15 protein-coding genes are annotated in these 15,588 nt (G+C 40.8%); 9 read left to right on the forward strand and 6 right to left on the reverse strand.

Annotated features, from left to right (window positions below; all coding sequences use genetic code 11):
- Positions 1 to 34 precede the first annotated feature (34 nt).
- Genes BBI08_RS01230 through BBI08_RS01240 form a run of 3 tightly spaced genes read left to right on the forward strand, consistent with a single transcriptional unit; the run spans position 35 to position 2,188 of the window.
- Positions 35 to 691 carry an amino acid ABC transporter permease gene (locus BBI08_RS01230; RefSeq protein ID WP_008499257.1) on the forward strand — a complete coding sequence of 219 codons (657 nt, stop codon included), beginning with the start codon at positions 35 to 37 and terminating at the stop codon, positions 689 to 691.
- 48 nt (positions 692 to 739) lie between these two features.
- Positions 740 to 1,498 (forward strand): amino acid ABC transporter ATP-binding protein, encoded by a 759-nt coding sequence (locus BBI08_RS01235; protein WP_065528411.1) that lies wholly within the window; start codon positions 740 to 742, stop codon positions 1,496 to 1,498.
- Between the two features lie 60 nt (positions 1,499 to 1,558).
- Positions 1,559 to 2,188 (forward strand): NUDIX hydrolase, encoded by a 630-nt coding sequence (locus BBI08_RS01240; protein WP_065528412.1) that lies wholly within the window; start codon positions 1,559 to 1,561, stop codon positions 2,186 to 2,188.
- A gap of 233 nt (positions 2,189 to 2,421) precedes the next feature.
- Here the strand turns inward: BBI08_RS01240 and BBI08_RS01245 are convergent, their stop codons facing one another.
- Positions 2,422 to 2,793 carry a DUF3899 domain-containing protein gene (locus BBI08_RS01245; protein ID WP_040851382.1) on the reverse strand — a complete coding sequence of 124 codons (372 nt, stop codon included), beginning with the start codon at positions 2,791 to 2,793 and terminating at the stop codon, positions 2,422 to 2,424.
- Positions 2,794 to 2,929: 136 nt separating this feature from the next.
- Here BBI08_RS01245 and BBI08_RS01250 point away from each other — a divergent pair, with 136 nt between their 5' ends.
- The 4 genes from BBI08_RS01250 to BBI08_RS01265 all read left to right on the forward strand — a co-directional run bounded on the left by BBI08_RS01250 (position 2,930) and on the right by BBI08_RS01265 (position 7,873).
- Positions 2,930 to 4,573 carry a peptide ABC transporter substrate-binding protein gene (locus BBI08_RS01250; RefSeq protein WP_008499259.1) on the forward strand — a complete coding sequence of 548 codons (1,644 nt, stop codon included), beginning with the start codon at positions 2,930 to 2,932 and terminating at the stop codon, positions 4,571 to 4,573.
- A 270-nt stretch (positions 4,574 to 4,843) separates the two neighbouring features.
- Entirely contained in the window at positions 4,844 to 5,773 is a 930-nt protein-coding gene (locus BBI08_RS01255) for an ABC transporter permease (protein ID WP_008499260.1), read from the forward strand.
- The gene (opp3C, locus tag BBI08_RS01260; protein WP_008499261.1) at positions 5,770 to 6,828 is read left to right on the forward strand and encodes an oligopeptide ABC transporter permease; all 1,059 of its coding nucleotides are present in this window, start codon (positions 5,770 to 5,772) and stop codon (positions 6,826 to 6,828) included. Before BBI08_RS01255 ends, opp3C begins: the two co-directional genes overlap by 4 nt.
- A gap of 13 nt (positions 6,829 to 6,841) precedes the next feature.
- Complete coding sequence (locus tag BBI08_RS01265; protein WP_008499262.1) at positions 6,842 to 7,873, forward strand: ABC transporter ATP-binding protein; 1,032 nt, start codon at positions 6,842 to 6,844, stop codon at positions 7,871 to 7,873.
- Positions 7,874 to 7,944: 71 nt separating this feature from the next.
- On the opposite strand, the gene BBI08_RS01270 is transcribed toward BBI08_RS01265, so the two are convergent.
- From BBI08_RS01270 to BBI08_RS01290, 5 genes are all read right to left on the reverse strand, one after another.
- Positions 7,945 to 9,150, reverse strand: coding sequence for an NRAMP family divalent metal transporter (locus BBI08_RS01270; protein ID WP_008499263.1), 1,206 nt, complete (start codon positions 9,148 to 9,150; stop codon positions 7,945 to 7,947).
- 21 nt (positions 9,151 to 9,171) lie between these two features.
- Positions 9,172 to 9,942, reverse strand: coding sequence for a LamB/YcsF family protein (locus tag BBI08_RS01275; RefSeq protein WP_008499265.1), 771 nt, complete (start codon positions 9,940 to 9,942; stop codon positions 9,172 to 9,174).
- Positions 9,939 to 10,919: a 5-oxoprolinase subunit C family protein gene (locus tag BBI08_RS01280; protein ID WP_008499266.1), complete on the reverse strand. Its 981-nt coding sequence runs from the start codon at positions 10,917 to 10,919 to the stop codon at positions 9,939 to 9,941. Before BBI08_RS01280 ends, BBI08_RS01275 begins: the two co-directional genes overlap by 4 nt.
- Positions 10,903 to 11,601 (reverse strand): 5-oxoprolinase subunit PxpB, encoded by a 699-nt coding sequence (gene pxpB, locus BBI08_RS01285; protein WP_008499267.1) that lies wholly within the window; start codon positions 11,599 to 11,601, stop codon positions 10,903 to 10,905. The genes BBI08_RS01280 and pxpB overlap by 17 nt, the downstream gene beginning before the upstream one ends.
- Positions 11,602 to 11,862: 261 nt before the next feature.
- A complete protein-coding gene (locus BBI08_RS01290) occupies positions 11,863 to 12,711 on the reverse strand; it encodes a transporter substrate-binding domain-containing protein (RefSeq protein ID WP_008499268.1) in 849 nt (282 codons plus the stop codon).
- A gap of 312 nt (positions 12,712 to 13,023) precedes the next feature.
- Between BBI08_RS01290 and BBI08_RS01295 the strand changes: the two genes are divergently transcribed.
- The gene (locus BBI08_RS01295; protein WP_065528413.1) at positions 13,024 to 13,941 is read left to right on the forward strand and encodes an ABC transporter ATP-binding protein; all 918 of its coding nucleotides are present in this window, start codon (positions 13,024 to 13,026) and stop codon (positions 13,939 to 13,941) included.
- A complete protein-coding gene (locus tag BBI08_RS01300; RefSeq protein ID WP_008499269.1) occupies positions 13,941 to 15,551 on the forward strand; it encodes an ABC transporter permease in 1,611 nt (536 codons plus the stop codon). Before BBI08_RS01295 ends, BBI08_RS01300 begins: the two co-directional genes overlap by 1 nt.
- The last annotated feature ends 37 nt before the right edge of the window (positions 15,552 to 15,588 follow it).

Below are 15,588 nucleotides of genomic sequence, written 5' to 3' on the forward strand. Positions count from 1 at the left end.
TAATGTTTTAACTTCTTGTCTAATGGGAGGATTTATGGATTTTACAATTGTGATTGATTCATTGCCATCGTTGCTTAAAGCGACAGGAATGACGATTTTCCTTGCCGCTATCTCGATTCTGATTGCTTTAGTGATTGGTTTTCTGACAGCTATTATTCGTATTCTTAAAGTAAAAGTATTAAATGAAATCGCTGATGTATATGTATCATTAATGCGAGGAACTCCCTTGCTCGTTCAGATTTTTGTTATTTATTATGGATTGCCTCAAGTCGGTATTGCATTAGATCCCATTTCATCAGGTATTTTAGCACTTAGTTTAAATGCTGGCGCATATTTATCTGAATCATTCAGGGCTTCTATTTTGGCAGTGGACAACGGACAGATGGAAGCTTCTATGTCGATGGGTATGACTTATCCTCAAGCGCTAAAGAGGATTATTCTGCCACAAAGCTTGCGGATTGCCATTCCAACACTGTCCAATTCATTTATTGTCTTGATTAAAGATACTTCTTTAGTTTCTGTCATTACGGTTACAGAGTTATTGCAAATGTCGAGCCTGATTATTGCTAAAACATTCGAACCATTAACGATTTACCTAGTGGCCGCAGCGATTTATTGGATATTGATTTCGTTTTTCACAAAATTGCTAGATCGTATAGAAGTTCAGTCATCCAAATATTTGGTTAGATAAGAAATTTTATGAGTTAGGAATGCCGTATAAAAGGGGATTGGTAAATATATGATAAGCGTTACCGGACTGGTGAAAAAATTTGGTTTAAATGAAGTGCTCAAAGGAATCGATTTAACAATTGATAAAAGTGAAGTGGTAGTCATCATGGGACCAAGTGGATCAGGGAAGTCAACTTTATTGCGGTGCTTGAATTTTTTGGAAGAACCGACTGAGGGAATGATTCAAATTGGTGAATACAAAGTAAAAGCGGGCGGCAAAATCGATCGCCACCGAAAAAAAGTAATCAGGGAATTACGTAAAAAAACAGGTTTTGTTTTTCAGTCGTTTAATTTATTTCCTCACAAAACAGCGATTGAAAATATTATGGAAGGGCCTATTGCCATACATGGAAAAGATCCGAAAGAAGCTAAAACTATTGCTACCGATTTGTTAGCTAAAGTAGGATTGGCAGATCGAGCTGACCATTATCCGGCACAACTTTCTGGTGGTCAGCAACAACGTGTGGCAATTGCCCGTTCTCTTGCTTTAGATCCATTAGTTATGCTGTTTGACGAACCAACTTCAGCACTCGATCCAGAATTAGTGCGTGAAGTGCTACTGGTTATCAAGAGTCTAGCAGAAGAGGGAATGACATTGGTCATCGTGACGCATGAAATGAATTTTGCGAAAGAAGTTGCGGACCGAGTTGTGTTCATGGATGATGGAGTGATTGTAGAACAAGGCACTTCACAGCAAATATTTGAAAATCCAACAGAAGTCAGGACAAGGCAGTTTCTATCGAAGGTTGAAGCAATTGTCTCAGAATAAAGCGAACCGGCCATCTATGTGGCTGGTTTTTTGTTATGTTAAAACAAAAGGAGTGTAGCAATGGAAACAGAAAAATTACGTATTTACGATGAACATAGAGTGGCACAAGACATAGCTAGTCGACAGACCATTCATGAACAAGGCTATTGGTACGAAACTTTTCACTGTTGGGTGATTAGCCGTGAGGACGAGAAGGATATGATTTACTTGCAGTTACGCAGTGAAGACAAAAAGGACTTTCCAGGTCTTTTTGATATTACAGCTGCAGGACATCTATTAGCTGATGAAACGGTTAAAGACGGCGTTCGGGAAGTACGTGAAGAGCTTGGACTAAAAGTAAGCTTTAACGAGCTAATTTCTCTTGGAACCATTAAAGACCAACTAGCAATAGGCGGTTTTCTGGATAATGAGCACTGTCATTGCTTCTTATATCACAAAAAAAACAACCATGACAAAACGTTCGAGTTACAAAAGGAAGAAGTATCCGGTATGGCAAAAGTAGATTTTAAAGAATTGGCTGCTTTAGTCGCAGGAGAAAAAGAAAGAGTAGAAGTTAGAGGGTTTATGTCAACGTTAGAAGGTAGACGGGATTTTAAGAAAGAGATTAGCTTAACGGATTTGGTGCCTCATAGCTCTCTTTACTGGCAGAATATTATTGAGCAAATCAAGTTAGTATTGAGACGGATTTGATCCGATACTTTTTCTATCCCATCAACACTTAATCATCTGAAATACGCCTATTTATATGGACGCTAGCGATAGCGCGTCCACGGGGTAGACGGAGCAAAAAGACAGGTGGTTTTCCTGGCTTTTTGTGGGAGTCATCCCCAAAGCGACCAGCGCGGTTTTACTATCTCACACTACACAAGCAGGCAGTTTCAGGGCACAAGCTCTTGATAGGTTGTGCCCTTTTGTCTAGCCAATTAACTCAAAAAATAGATAGCAGAAGAAACGAGTAAACTACCGATAGAAAAAAGGAGTCCTATTTGTAAAAAAGCTAAGCGATTAGGAAATTCTTTGCGGAAACTTACGGATTCCAAAGAACGTTTTTCACTTTCTCGAATAAGTTGATCTTTTTTATTTGTTTTTGCGAAAAAATTTCGAGTGCTTTTTAAGAACGTTGTAAAAAACTGACCTTCGATCAATACCATCATCGAATAAATCATAATTAATAAAAGTCCTATTAAAAATAAAGCGTCAAACCAAGTCGCAAGAGTCCATTGCTTATATAGAAAGAAAGATAAAACGAACGAAGCACTTAACGAAATAAAAAATAAAATAAGTTTGAAATTCATGTGAATTATTCCTTTCTAGTATCAATTAAAGATTACCATGCATTATATATATTTGAAAATTTAAACATCTTGTTGCCTAATTGTAAAATAACAATTATGATTAAAAAGAATTATCAAAATAATTGGGGGTAGGAATATGTGGAGAGATAGAAAGACGCAAATTTTCATGGTCATGATTGCATTTGTTTTATTTTTAGCAGGCTGTAACTTTAATTCTTCAGACAGTTCAAATGAAGAAAGTGGCGGCTCAGAAGGGGAAGCTGGACAAGTATTAAACATCTCAACTGCAGCAGACATCCCTACGTTAGATTCTACAAAAGCACATGACGGAATCGCCTTTACGGTATTGAATAACGTCAATGAAGGTCTTTACCGCCAAGACGAAAACCATGAACCAATTGAAGCTTTAGTAACAGACCATACAGAAAATGAAGACAAAACTGTCCATACGTTTACATTGCGTGATTCGAACTGGAGTAACGGAGAACCAGTTACTGCACAAGATTTCGAATATGCTTGGAAACGTGTGATGAAAGATGCAAGTCCATATAGTTTTATGTTTGTTACAGCAGGTATTAAAAATGCTGAAGCCATCATGAACGAAGAAATGGACGCGGAAGATCTAGGAGTTAAAGCAATTGATGAAAAAACGTTGGAAGTTACATTAGAAGCGGCTAACCCGTTGTTCCAATCGTTAATGACGTTCCCAACATTCTTGCCTCAAAACCAAAAATTTGTTGAAGAGCAAGGCGATCAATATGCATTAGAAGCAGAAAACATCCTATTCAACGGACCATTCACATTAGTAGACTGGACGCACGAACAAGGATGGAAATACGAAAAGAACGAAGACTACTGGGATGCAGAGGCAGTTAAGCTAGACGCTATCAATGCATACGTTGTAAAAGACCCGGCAGCTGGTATCAACTTATACGAAACAAATAAAGTTGACCGCGTGGTATTAAGTTCAGAAGCAGTAGATCAAAACAAAGGCGACGAAAACTTTGAAACAATTTTAGAGCCGGAAATCTTTTTCCTTCGCTTTAACCATAACCACCCAGTATTAGGAAACGAAAACATTCGTAAAGCCGTTAACATGGCAATCGACAAAGAAAGTTTAACAGAAGTTATTTTGAAAGACGGTTCTACTGCATTAAACGGTGTCGTTCCAAAAGGCTTCTTTACATCTCCAGCGGGCGAAGATTTCCGTGACTTAAACGGAGATTTCAACACAGGGACAATCGAAGAAGCACAAAAACTGTGGGAGCAAGGACTTGAAGAAACTGGCGCAACAGATGTAACTGTCTCTATCAACATCGCGGACTCAGAAGACCACAAAAAAGTAGCTGAGTATATTCAAGCGCAATTGAAAGACAATCTTCCAGGATTTAACTTAGACATAAAAGCCGTTCCGTTTGCTCAACGTCTAGAAATCGAAAAAGCAATTGAATACGATTTGTCTCTATCTTCATGGGGACCAGATTATAGCGACCCTATGACTTACTTAGATATGTGGTTAGAAGGTGGATCAGCTAACCGTATGGATTATTCAAATGAAAAAATTCAGGAATTGGTCGCATCAGCAAGAACGGAAACGGATCTTGAGAAACGTTACCAAATGTTGTTGGACATTGAAAAAGTCTTGTTAGAAGAAGATGCGGCAATCGCACCTCTTTACCAAGGCGGAACAGCTGTATTGATGAGAAGCAAAATTAAAAATCTATTAGTGCACCCAACAGGCGCTTCATTCTCTTACAAATGGGTGACGATCGAAGAATAAAAACAGGTTTGCAGCTTATAGATACGAGGGTGTAGCCGGTTTACCGGGCACCCTCGTATTTTTGATAGTTTAAGAGATTGTGAATTTATTAGAATCAATAATAATCACCCATTCTTTCGCTTTTTAGCATCTCAAGCTATTTAGGATATGAAGCAAACTAGCGGAGACTCCCGCAGGAAAGCGGAGCTAGTTTGCGGAATACCTAGAGCAAAATCATTCTGACGATAAACTACACGAGCGTAATTCACCCTAAAGAACTGAGGTGTTCACATGAAACGTTATTTACTGCAGCGAATTGGCTTTATGCTCATTACACTTTTCATTATTGTCACTGCGACATTTTTCTTAATGCAGCTTTTACCTGGGACACCTTTTACCAATCCAGAAAAGTTAACCGATAGCCAATTAGCGATTTTAAATGCCAAATATGGCCTGGACCAACCAGTTGCCATGCAATACATACAGTACATTGGAAACTTGCTTCAAGGTGATTTAGGTTACTCGTTTCAACATGAAGGACGGACGGTTACAAGCATGATCAGCGACCGGATTGGACCTTCTGCATTTATCGGCCTTCAAGCTTTAGTGTTCGGTGCTGTTATTGGATTGTTGCTCGGAATTGTTTCAGCTTTAAAACATAACTCGATTTTGGATTATGGTTCCGTGACATTGGCTGTGTTGGGAATGTCGATTCCGTCATTCGTCTTTGCGGCGTTGTTGCAATATTACGTTGGCGTTAAATTGGGCTGGTTGCCTGTTGCTTTATGGGAAGGTTACTCCAGTACGCTGTTACCATCCATCGCTTTGTCCGTCACGGTCACAGCGACTGTTGCCAGGTTTATCCGCAGTGAGATGCTTGAAGTAATCGGACAAGATTACATCATCACAGCGAGAGCAAAAGGATTAAAAGAAAACCAAGTAATGGTCAAACACGTGATCCGCAATGCGCTAATTCCGGTTGTGACGATGTTAGGGCCGCTAGCGGTATCAATCATGACAGGTACGTTAGTTATCGAAAAGATATTCGCCGTACCAGGGCTAGGTGAACAATTCACGTTATCGATTCTTGTGCTCGACTACAGCGTAATTATGGGAATCACCATCTTTTATAGTGCGTTGTTTATTTTTGTGGTCTTTGTTGTCGATATCATTTACAGCTTATTGGATCCACGCATTAATTATAAGGGGGGAGCAGCATGACCAAAAATACACCAAACCTTCCTCCACACCAAGATTTACAAGTACAAAACCAATATGCGTATGATGAAATTCCGTCAGACTTATTTGTGAAAGCACCGCTTGATCATCGAAAAAGTGAAGAAATCGGAACGCCTGCTGTTTCTTTTTGGAAAGAAGCGTTTCAACGTCTCATTAAAAATAAGGGAGCGATGATTTCATTAATTTTGCTGGTCTTCTTAATTGTTTTAGCGTTAATTGGACCTGGAATGAACGAATTTTCTTATCGCGAACAAAACTTAGCACATTCTAATTTGCCACCAAAAATTGAAGGCCTAGAGTGGATGGGCTTTAATGGTGCGAACTCACAAGGCGTCGATCAATACGCAGAGCGCGATGTTCAGATCAATTATTGGTTTGGAACTGATGAATTTGGACGCGATCTTTGGACACGCGTTTGGAGAGGTACTCAAATTTCGCTGTTTATCGCTTTAGTGGCAGCTGCACTCGATTTAGTGATTGGTGTTATTTACGGCGGTATTTCTTCTTTTTACGGGGGACGTATAGATAACGTCATGCAACGAATCATCGAAATTCTAATGGGAATTCCAAACTTAATCGTAATTATTTTGTTTATATTGGTGTTAGAGCCTGGCATAACGTCCATTATTTTAGCGATGGTCATAACAGGATGGGTTGGAATGGCGCGTGTTGTGCGTGGCCAAGTGCTGCAGTTGAAGGGCCAAGAGTTTGTGTTGGCTTCACGGACACTAGGAGCTTCAAACCCGAGACTCATTTCTAAGCATCTTTTGCCGAATGTCATGGGACCGATTATTGTCACGGTGATGTTCACGATTCCAACTGCGATTTTCTTTGAAGCCTTCTTAAGCTTTATCGGACTGGGGCTACAAGCACCACTGGCATCTCTAGGCGTACTCATTGAAGACGGCTACAAATCGATGCGTTATTTCCCATATAAATTAATTTTCCCGGCCTTGGTGATCAGCATCATCATGATTTCTTTCAATTTGCTTGGCGATGGACTGCGTGATGCACTCGATCCGAAAATGAGAAAATAAAGGAGTTCCGACCATGACCAATACCATTTTGACAGTCGAAGATTTGCATGTAGCGTTTAAAACTCAACACGGTAAACTGACAGCGGTACGGGGCGTGAACTTTGAGTTGAAAAAAGGAGAAACACTGGCAATTGTTGGAGAATCGGGTTCGGGTAAATCCGTAACAGCGAAATCCATTATGCAATTGTTACCAAAAGCGACGACCGAAGTGACAAAAGGCGATATTCATTATAATGGTGAAAGTTTATTGAAGATGTCGAAAAACCAAATCACCGATTTACGGGGCTCGGAAATTTCGATGGTGTTTCAAGATCCTATGACTTCATTAAACCCGACAATGAAAGTCGGCAAACAGATTATGGAAGGCGTTCAGCGTCATGAACGCTTAACAAAATCTCAGGCGCGTGAACGTGCGCTAGATATGTTGAAGCTGGTGGGGATTCCGCAAGCAGAAAGTCGGCTCGATAACTACCCTCACCAGTTTTCGGGAGGGATGAGGCAACGTGTTGTAATAGCACTAGCACTTGCTTGTAACCCGAAAGTGTTGATTGCGGATGAACCGACGACTGCTTTGGATGTCACGATTCAAGCGCAAATTCTTGAATTGATGAAAGACCTGCAAAAGAAAACCGACACGGCCATTATTTTAATCACTCATGACTTGGGCGTAGTGGCCAATATGGCAGATCGTGTGGCTGTGATGTACGGTGGCAAAATTGTCGAACAAGGCACATTAGATGAAATTTTCTATAGCCCAAAGCATCCTTACACACTCGGACTTTTGCGTTCGATGCCAAAATTAAATGAAGACCGTGGTCAGCCGTTAATGCCAATTGCCGGTTCGCCACCCAACTTAGCAACGCTTGGAGAAGGGTGTGCATTTGCCGCGAGGTGTCCGCATACGATGACGGTATGTCATACGTATACACCACGCGATACGGTGACGGAAACAGGGCATTCTGTAGCTTGTTGGTTACAAGATTCACGCGTAGCTAAAGAAGCGGATAAAGCAGAACTTGTAGAGTCAGGAAGTTCTTCAACTTAATAGACATGACCAAAAAACCAGGAACGCCTTAATGAGGCTTTCCTGGTTTTATTGTTTTAAGTAGATTTATCTTATTTAAATAATGCCGGTATCCCATTCATCAATGTGTAAATGCCCATCCATGCCATGGAAACGACAATGACGATACCGAAAATCGTCATCCACAACGGGTGTTTGTAGTCGCCAACAATTTTCACTTTATGAGCAGCGATCAACATAACGCCAAGTGCAATCGGTAAAATCAAGCCGTTGACCGATCCAACAAGAACTAAAATCAATACAGGTTTTCCAATAATAACAAAAACGGCAGTAGAGATAACGATAAAGCTAATTGTCAACAAACGGTGGTATTTCTCTAGAGCCGGGCTAAATGAACGGATAAACGATACAGATGTGTAAGCCGCACCAACAACAGAGGTTACAGCTGCAGCCCACATAACAATTCCGAACATCTTATAGCCAATATTCCCTGCGGCAAGTTGGAAGACAGATGCTGGTGGATTGTCTGGGTCTAGAGAAAGTCCTTGAGAAACAACACCTAGAACAGCTAAAAACAGAATGATACGCATAAGTGAGGCAATCGCGATCGCATAAATCGAGCTTCTCGTGACTTCTGGTAATGCGGCTTTACCGGTCAATCCAGCGTCAATCAATCGGTGACCACCGGCAAAAGTGATGTAACCACCGACTGTACCACCGACTAAAGTGACGATTGCAAAGATGTCGATGTTATCAGGTATAAATGTTTTTGCAATTGCTTCACCAACAGGTGGTTGAGCGGTAATCATGACGTACACCGTTAAGGCGATCATGACGAAACCAAGAATTTGTGCAAAACGATCCATCGCACGCCCTGCTTCTTTTACAACAAAGATTCCGATGGCAAGCACACCACTTAAAATAGCCCCGGTTTTTGGATCGATTCCAAACAAGACGTTTGTACCGAGTCCAGCACCACCGATGTTACCGATATTAAAGGCAAGACCGCCCATCACAACGAGTAAAGAAAGGAAATAACCGAGACCGGGTAAAACATCATTGGCAATGTCTTGAGCTCGTTTACCGGATACAGCGATGATGCGCCAAATATTTGTTTGCGCACCGATATCAATAATAATAGAAATTAAAATAACGAATCCAAAAGAAGCTAGTAAGGTCTCTGTGAAAACCGTTGTTTGTGTTAAAAAGCCGGGCCCAATCGCTGACGTAGCCATTAGGAAAGCAGCGCCAAGCAAGACGCTGCGGTTCGTGTTTTTCATTTTTGGTGCACTCTTCATCAAATTCCTCCTAAGTAGGTATTAAACAAATTCACGTACTTTTACGACGTCGATATCCGCTTCTTTTAATGATTTTGAAATTTGAATGGCAAAATCTAGAGCTTGAATCCCGTCACCATGAATACAAATGGTATCTGCTTGTAGCGAAGCATCTGTTTGATCGACAGTCGCGACTTTATGTTCTTTCACCATCCGAATAACTTGGTTGATAGCGATTTGAGAATCGGTGATTAAGGCATTGTTTTGTGATCTTGGTGTTAACGAACCGTCTTGTTGATACGTGCGATCTGAGAATACTTCATTGGCTGTGCGCAGTCCGATTTTGTTTCCAGCTGTCACAATCTCACTGCCAGAAAGTCCAAACAGTACAAGCTCTGGGTCAATTTGATAAACCGCTTCTGCAATTGCTTCTGATAACGCGGCATCTTTTACAGCCATATTGTATAAAGCACCATGCGCTTTCACGTGTTGCAATTGTCCGCCCTCTGCTTTAACAAAACCTGACAATGCACCAATTTGATAAACGACCAAGTCATAAGCTTCTTGAGGAGACAATGCTAAGTTACGACGTCCAAAACCGACTAAATCTTGAAGTCCTGGATGTGCGCCGATGCCAACATTTTTCTCGAGCGCTAATTTGACGGTTTTCCGCATCGTTGTTGGATCACCTGCATGAAAGCCACAAGCGATGTTTGCTGACGTTACATAATCGAGAATTTCTTCATCGTTGCCCATTTTATAAGCGCCAAAACTTTCTCCCATGTCGCAGTTTAAATCTACTTTATACGTCATTTCCATTCCTCCTGTTTTAATTGGATTGAGGCTTTTATTTCACGAATGTGTTGTTCTTGTTCGATCAAACGTTGTTGTGCATCAACTAAGGAAATTTCCTTGAAGCGTAAACCTTGTCCTTGTTTTAATTGAGCGATCAGGGGTAAGTCGACAGATGCAACTTGGCCGATTTTGGGGTAGCCGCCTGTCGTCTGCCGATCGGCCATTAAGATAATCGGGTTGCCATCACTCGGTACTTGAACAGAGCCAAACGCAACCGCTTCTGAAATCAATTCAGTGGGCTTTTCTAAAGCTAGATTTGGACCTTCTAACCGGTAACCCATACGGTCAGAGTTGCCGGATACGGTGAAAGCTTCCGTGAAAATCTGTTCTTTACTAGAATCATTAAACAGATCAAATTGTTTTCCTTTAATGATCCGGATAATAGGTTCTTCAAAATAGCGAACGGGTGGAATTAACCAATCAAATTCACTTTCGCTGTTTCGTTTTAAGGCTTTAACTTGTAAAGGAGTCATCTCGTCACTATGTATTTCATCGCCTTTTGCTAAAGAACGTCCTTGAAATCCGCCGATTCCAGCACGTAAATATGTAGAACGACTGCCCATCAATTCGGCTACTTTAATGCCGCCAGCAACTGCTAAATAACAGCGTGCACCTATACGAGGCTCGCCAAACGTTAGGATGCTGTCTTTTTTCATGACGAGCATTCGCCACATTTTTATAGCGGTGCCATCCATTTTAGGGCTTAAATCTCCGCCGCATAAGGCGATGAGTGTATCCTCGGTAAATTGAATTTTGGGGCCAACTAATGAAATTTCAAGCGTCGCAAAGCGTTCGTCGTTCCCAACAATTAAATTAGCTAAGCGATGCGCGAAGGGGTCCATCACACCGCTCGCGATAACACCATACTTTTGGAATCCAGTACGGCCTAAGTCTTGAACTGAAGTTTGCAAGCCGCCTTTAAGTATTTTCAGCATTTTGCTCTTCCTCCCATTCATAATACGCTCTTTCTGAAATTTCCTTGAAAATAATTCTGTCGCCAGCTTGAAGCAAACTCGGAATATCATCTTCTGGTCGGAACAGTCGAATTGGGGTTCTTCCAATCAATTGCCAACCGCCAGGAGTTTCAATTGGGTAAGCACCGGTTTGATTGCCAGCAATGCCAACTGTGCGCTCCGGAATACGAAGACGTGGTGAATCGCGTCTAGGCGCTGCAATTTTTTCAGACATGCCTCCGATAAATGGGAAGCCTGGAGCAAAGCCAATCATATGGACGGAATAATCACCAGATGTATGAATCTCGATCACTTCGCGTGCTGTTAAGTTGTTATGTTGTGCGACAAATTCCAAATCGGGTCCGAATTCACCACCGTAACAGACGGGAATTTCAATGGTTCTTGATTGGATGGGGAGGTCTTCACCTAATTGTTCTAAAAGTTCTTTCATTTCCATTTTCACAACATCGTATGTTGCTACACACGGATCGTAAAAGACCGATACGGTAGTAAAAGCCGGAATTACTTCAATCAACCATTCCGGTTGTCGACTTTCTAGAAGGACAGAAAGTTTCCGTACTTGTTTTTCAGTTTCTTCATCGATTTTATTTCCAAGTTCAACCGCGATCGCCTGGTCACCAAGAGGCGAAAAAGAAGCTTTCATCAACATCCCTCCATATCCAGATAATTCTTACTTATTCATTCTAGTATACGAGTTAGCTAGGTGTACAGGATAGATTAGAAAGGCGCAAATCCTGTTTGGACAGTATTTCCTATCATTTGGACAGTATTTAATCTCATTCGGACAGTATTTCGAGTGATATGGACAGTATTGCTCATTATTTGGATTGTATATCCAGTAAGTGGGAAAAATGACCGGTTTACATCAAAAAAAGCTGCTCAAATGATGAGCAGCTTCTTAATATTATTCTTCAATATTCACTTTTTGAGTTACATCGGCGCCGTTAAAGAATTCAGCAGAGATTTCAGCAATTGTGCCGTCTTCAAGCATTTCTTCAATCACACGGTTTACGTTGTCAGCTAGTTCTGTGTTGTCTTTGTTCATGACAACGCCAACTTCAGAAGGGCTGTATTTCAAGTCTGGGTGGATGGTGATTTCTAGCTCTGGGAATGCAGCTAGCGCTAAAGTTTGTAGGTAATAGTCATTTAAAATGACGTCTGTACGCCCGATTGCTACATCGCGCAAGTAAGTTTCGTTTGTTGCGTTGTCGTAAACCACTTCTTCAGCGCCGTATTCACGGGCCATTTGCATATAAACAGAAGTTGAAGCACCTGCAGCTTTTTTGCCTTCTAAATCTTCTAGCGTCTCAATTCCTGACAAATCTCCTGAACGAACAATGGCTGTTCCGTAAGAGTATTTAAATGGCGTCGAGAAGATAAATTTTTCTTCACGGTCTTCTGTGATTTCAATATCGTTCGCAGCCAAATCAACTTGTCCTGTTTGAACAGATGTTAACATTTCATCAAAACCAAGTTCCGTGAATTCAATTTCTAGTTCAAGGCGTTCTCCAATTTCACGGACAACCTCGACTTCAAATCCTGTTAACTCATCAGATCCTTCAGAGCGGTAAGAGGTCGGAAATAATGTACCGGATGTAGCAACAGTTAAGCTGCCGTCTTCTTGGATTTCGTCCCAAGCTGATTTTTCTTCTTCTGTAGCTGTATCTTCGTCATTTCCACAAGCGCTTAAAAGCGACACAATCGCAAGAACGGCAACTAGGGACAATTTTTTACTCCAAAATAATTTTTTCAATTGTTATTCCTCCTATATTTTTGTAGCTTATAAAACATAGCATTATTGGCGAGCCGAGACAACGATTTCATGACTAATTTATCAATAAAAGTTACTAGTTTAATAAAAAAACGGAAAAGTCAGATAATTGAGCGTGATTTGTGGACTGAATTAGGCGATGGTTGTATTCTAAAATAGAACAAGTCCGTGAAAAATACAAAATGACAAAAGGGCAACAAATGACCGAGTTGGGTTTGGAATCATATTGGATAAGGTTTACGAATATCTTGATATTCACAATAAAAGCTTTTATACCGGTAAGGAGGAAGAATCATGACAGTTTTGAGAACGGTCGATTTGACGAAAAAATTTGGCGATTTTGCGGCGTTGGATAAAGTGAATATAGAAGTAGACGAAGGCGAAGTATATGGGTTTATCGGACCCAACGGCTCAGGGAAATCGACAACTTTGCGCGTTCTTCTTGGTATTTTAAAAGCGACAGAAGGGCGAGCTGAAATTTTTGGTAAAGATTCATGGAAAGATGCAGTGGAAATTCATAAGCGTGTAGCATACGTGCCCGGAGAAGTTAGCTTGTGGCCAAATTTAACAGGTGGAGAAGTTATTGATTTATTGGTTAAATTGCGCGGTGGTAACTCTTCTCACCGTCGAGAAGAATTGATTCAGAAATTTGATTTAGATCCGAGCAAGAAATGCCGAACGTATTCCAAAGGGAATCGTCAGAAAGTGGCATTGATTGCAGCGCTGTCATCAGATGTCGATTTGTATATATTAGATGAACCAACTTCTGGTCTCGATCCTTTAATGGAACGAACCTTTCAAGAATACATCATTGAAGAGAAAAAACAGGGCAAAAGTATTTTATTATCCAGCCATATTTTGTCTGAAGTCGAAAAACTTTGTGACAAAGTGGCGATTATTCGAGAAGGAAAAATTATTGAAACAGGGACATTAAAAGATCTTCGTCATTTGACGGGAACGATTTTATTGGTAGAGACGAAAGAGCCGATTTTGGATTTGGCTGGAGTAAGGGGAGTTAGTGGGATTCAACCAAGAGGAAATGCGATGTCTTTCCAAGTAGATAGCGGAGAAGTGGCTTATGTTATTAGTTATATTAGTCAGTTTGGAATTGTCCGCATTGAAAGCTCACCGCCGACATTGGAACAATTATTTATGCGTCATTACGAAGTCAGTGATAAAACCACAGGAATAGGAGCAGGGGGCGAAGCCTAATGAACCGGCACCTTTTTGAAGGTACAGGAACATTAATCCGATTTATTCTACGGCGAGATCGTCTACGATTACCGATTTGGCTTGCATCGTTTATCGCTATTTCGGTAATTGTGGCGATAGCCTTTGCGGGACTATATCAAACCAATGCGGAAAGACTGGCTATAGCTGAGACCATGCAAAACCCTGCTGTAATTGCCATGCTTGGTCCAGGCTATGGCTATGGTCTTGAAAATTATCCAATTGGGGCGATAACGGCTCATGAAATGCTGTTGATGACTGCAATTGTAGTTGGCTTAATGAATATCTTGTTGATAATCCGCCATACACGGACAGATGAAGAAGATGGCCGTATCGAAATGGTTCGTTCTTTACCAGTAGGGCGACTTTCTAATTTGTTATCGGTTTTGGTCGTTTTAACAGGTGTGAATATTTTGTTGGCGTTATTGCTTGGATTTTCATTAACGGTTCTAGGAATAGCAGGAATGGGTCTTGAAGGATCGCTCCTATACGGTTCAGCTTTAGGTGCGAGTGGGATGATTTTTGCAGGGGTGGCTGCTATTTCTGCGCAATTGTCTTCAAATGCTAGAAGTACATTAGGGTTAGCTTTTACCATTTTGCTAGTGTCTTATATCATCCGTGTAGTTGGCGACTTGAGAAATGAGACATTGTCATGGTTTTCGCCACTTAGCTGGGTTTTACGAACAGAAGTCTATGTCAATAATTATTGGTGGCCGATTTTATTGACCGTATCGGTAGCGTTGCTGTTAATGGGGATAGCTTTATATCTCAATTCAATTAGAGATTTAGGTTCAGGTTTTATCCCTTCACGATCAGGAAAAGAAAAGGCTTCAAAAACGCTTCTCAGTTCGTTCGGTCTAGTCTTTCGACTTCAACGAACCGGTTTAATCGTTTGGGGAATTGGCCTGTTAGTTGTTGGCGTTATATATGGTTCGCTTTTTGGAGAACTAGAAACCTATTTTGATGAAATTGATCTTATGCAACAAATGGTTATTTTAGTAGAAGGATTTTCGTTAACCGAACAATTTATCCCGTTGCTCATGTCGATCATCGCTATCTTATCTACGATCCCCGTATTAATGTCGATTTTAAAAGTAAAAACAGAAGAAAAAAACGATCGACTCGAACATCTTATAAGTCGGGCGGTTTCTAGAAATCGACTTATGGGCAGTTACTTAACTATGTCGATTTTGACGGGATTTGTTATGTTGACCTTATCGTCTATTGGTTTGGGTGTGATGGGAAATATAGTAATGGAGGAAAATCTGTCGTTTGGCATATACTATAGCGCGGCAATGGTTTACTTTCCGGCAATCCTTACTATGATAGGGGTAGCGGTATTATTGTTTGGGTGGGCTTCTAAGTGGACAGGTCTGGTATGGTTATATTTAGCTTTGGCATTTTTCATCGTCTATATGGGAAGTTTGTTCCAATTTGAAGACTGGGTGGAAAAACTAACGCCATTTGGCTATATCGCTAAAATCCCGATTGAAGAAATGGACTATTGGAGTTCAGCGATTATGATTACGGTAGCCATTAGTTTAATCGTAATTGGCATGATTGGCTTTCATCGTAGAGATATTGGAAGGTAAAAACAAGACCCTTTTTTCCATTTGTACATGGAAAAAA

Source organism: Planococcus halocryophilus, from assembly GCF_001687585.2.
Classification (GTDB): Bacteria; Bacillota; Bacilli; order Bacillales_A; family Planococcaceae; genus Planococcus; species Planococcus halocryophilus.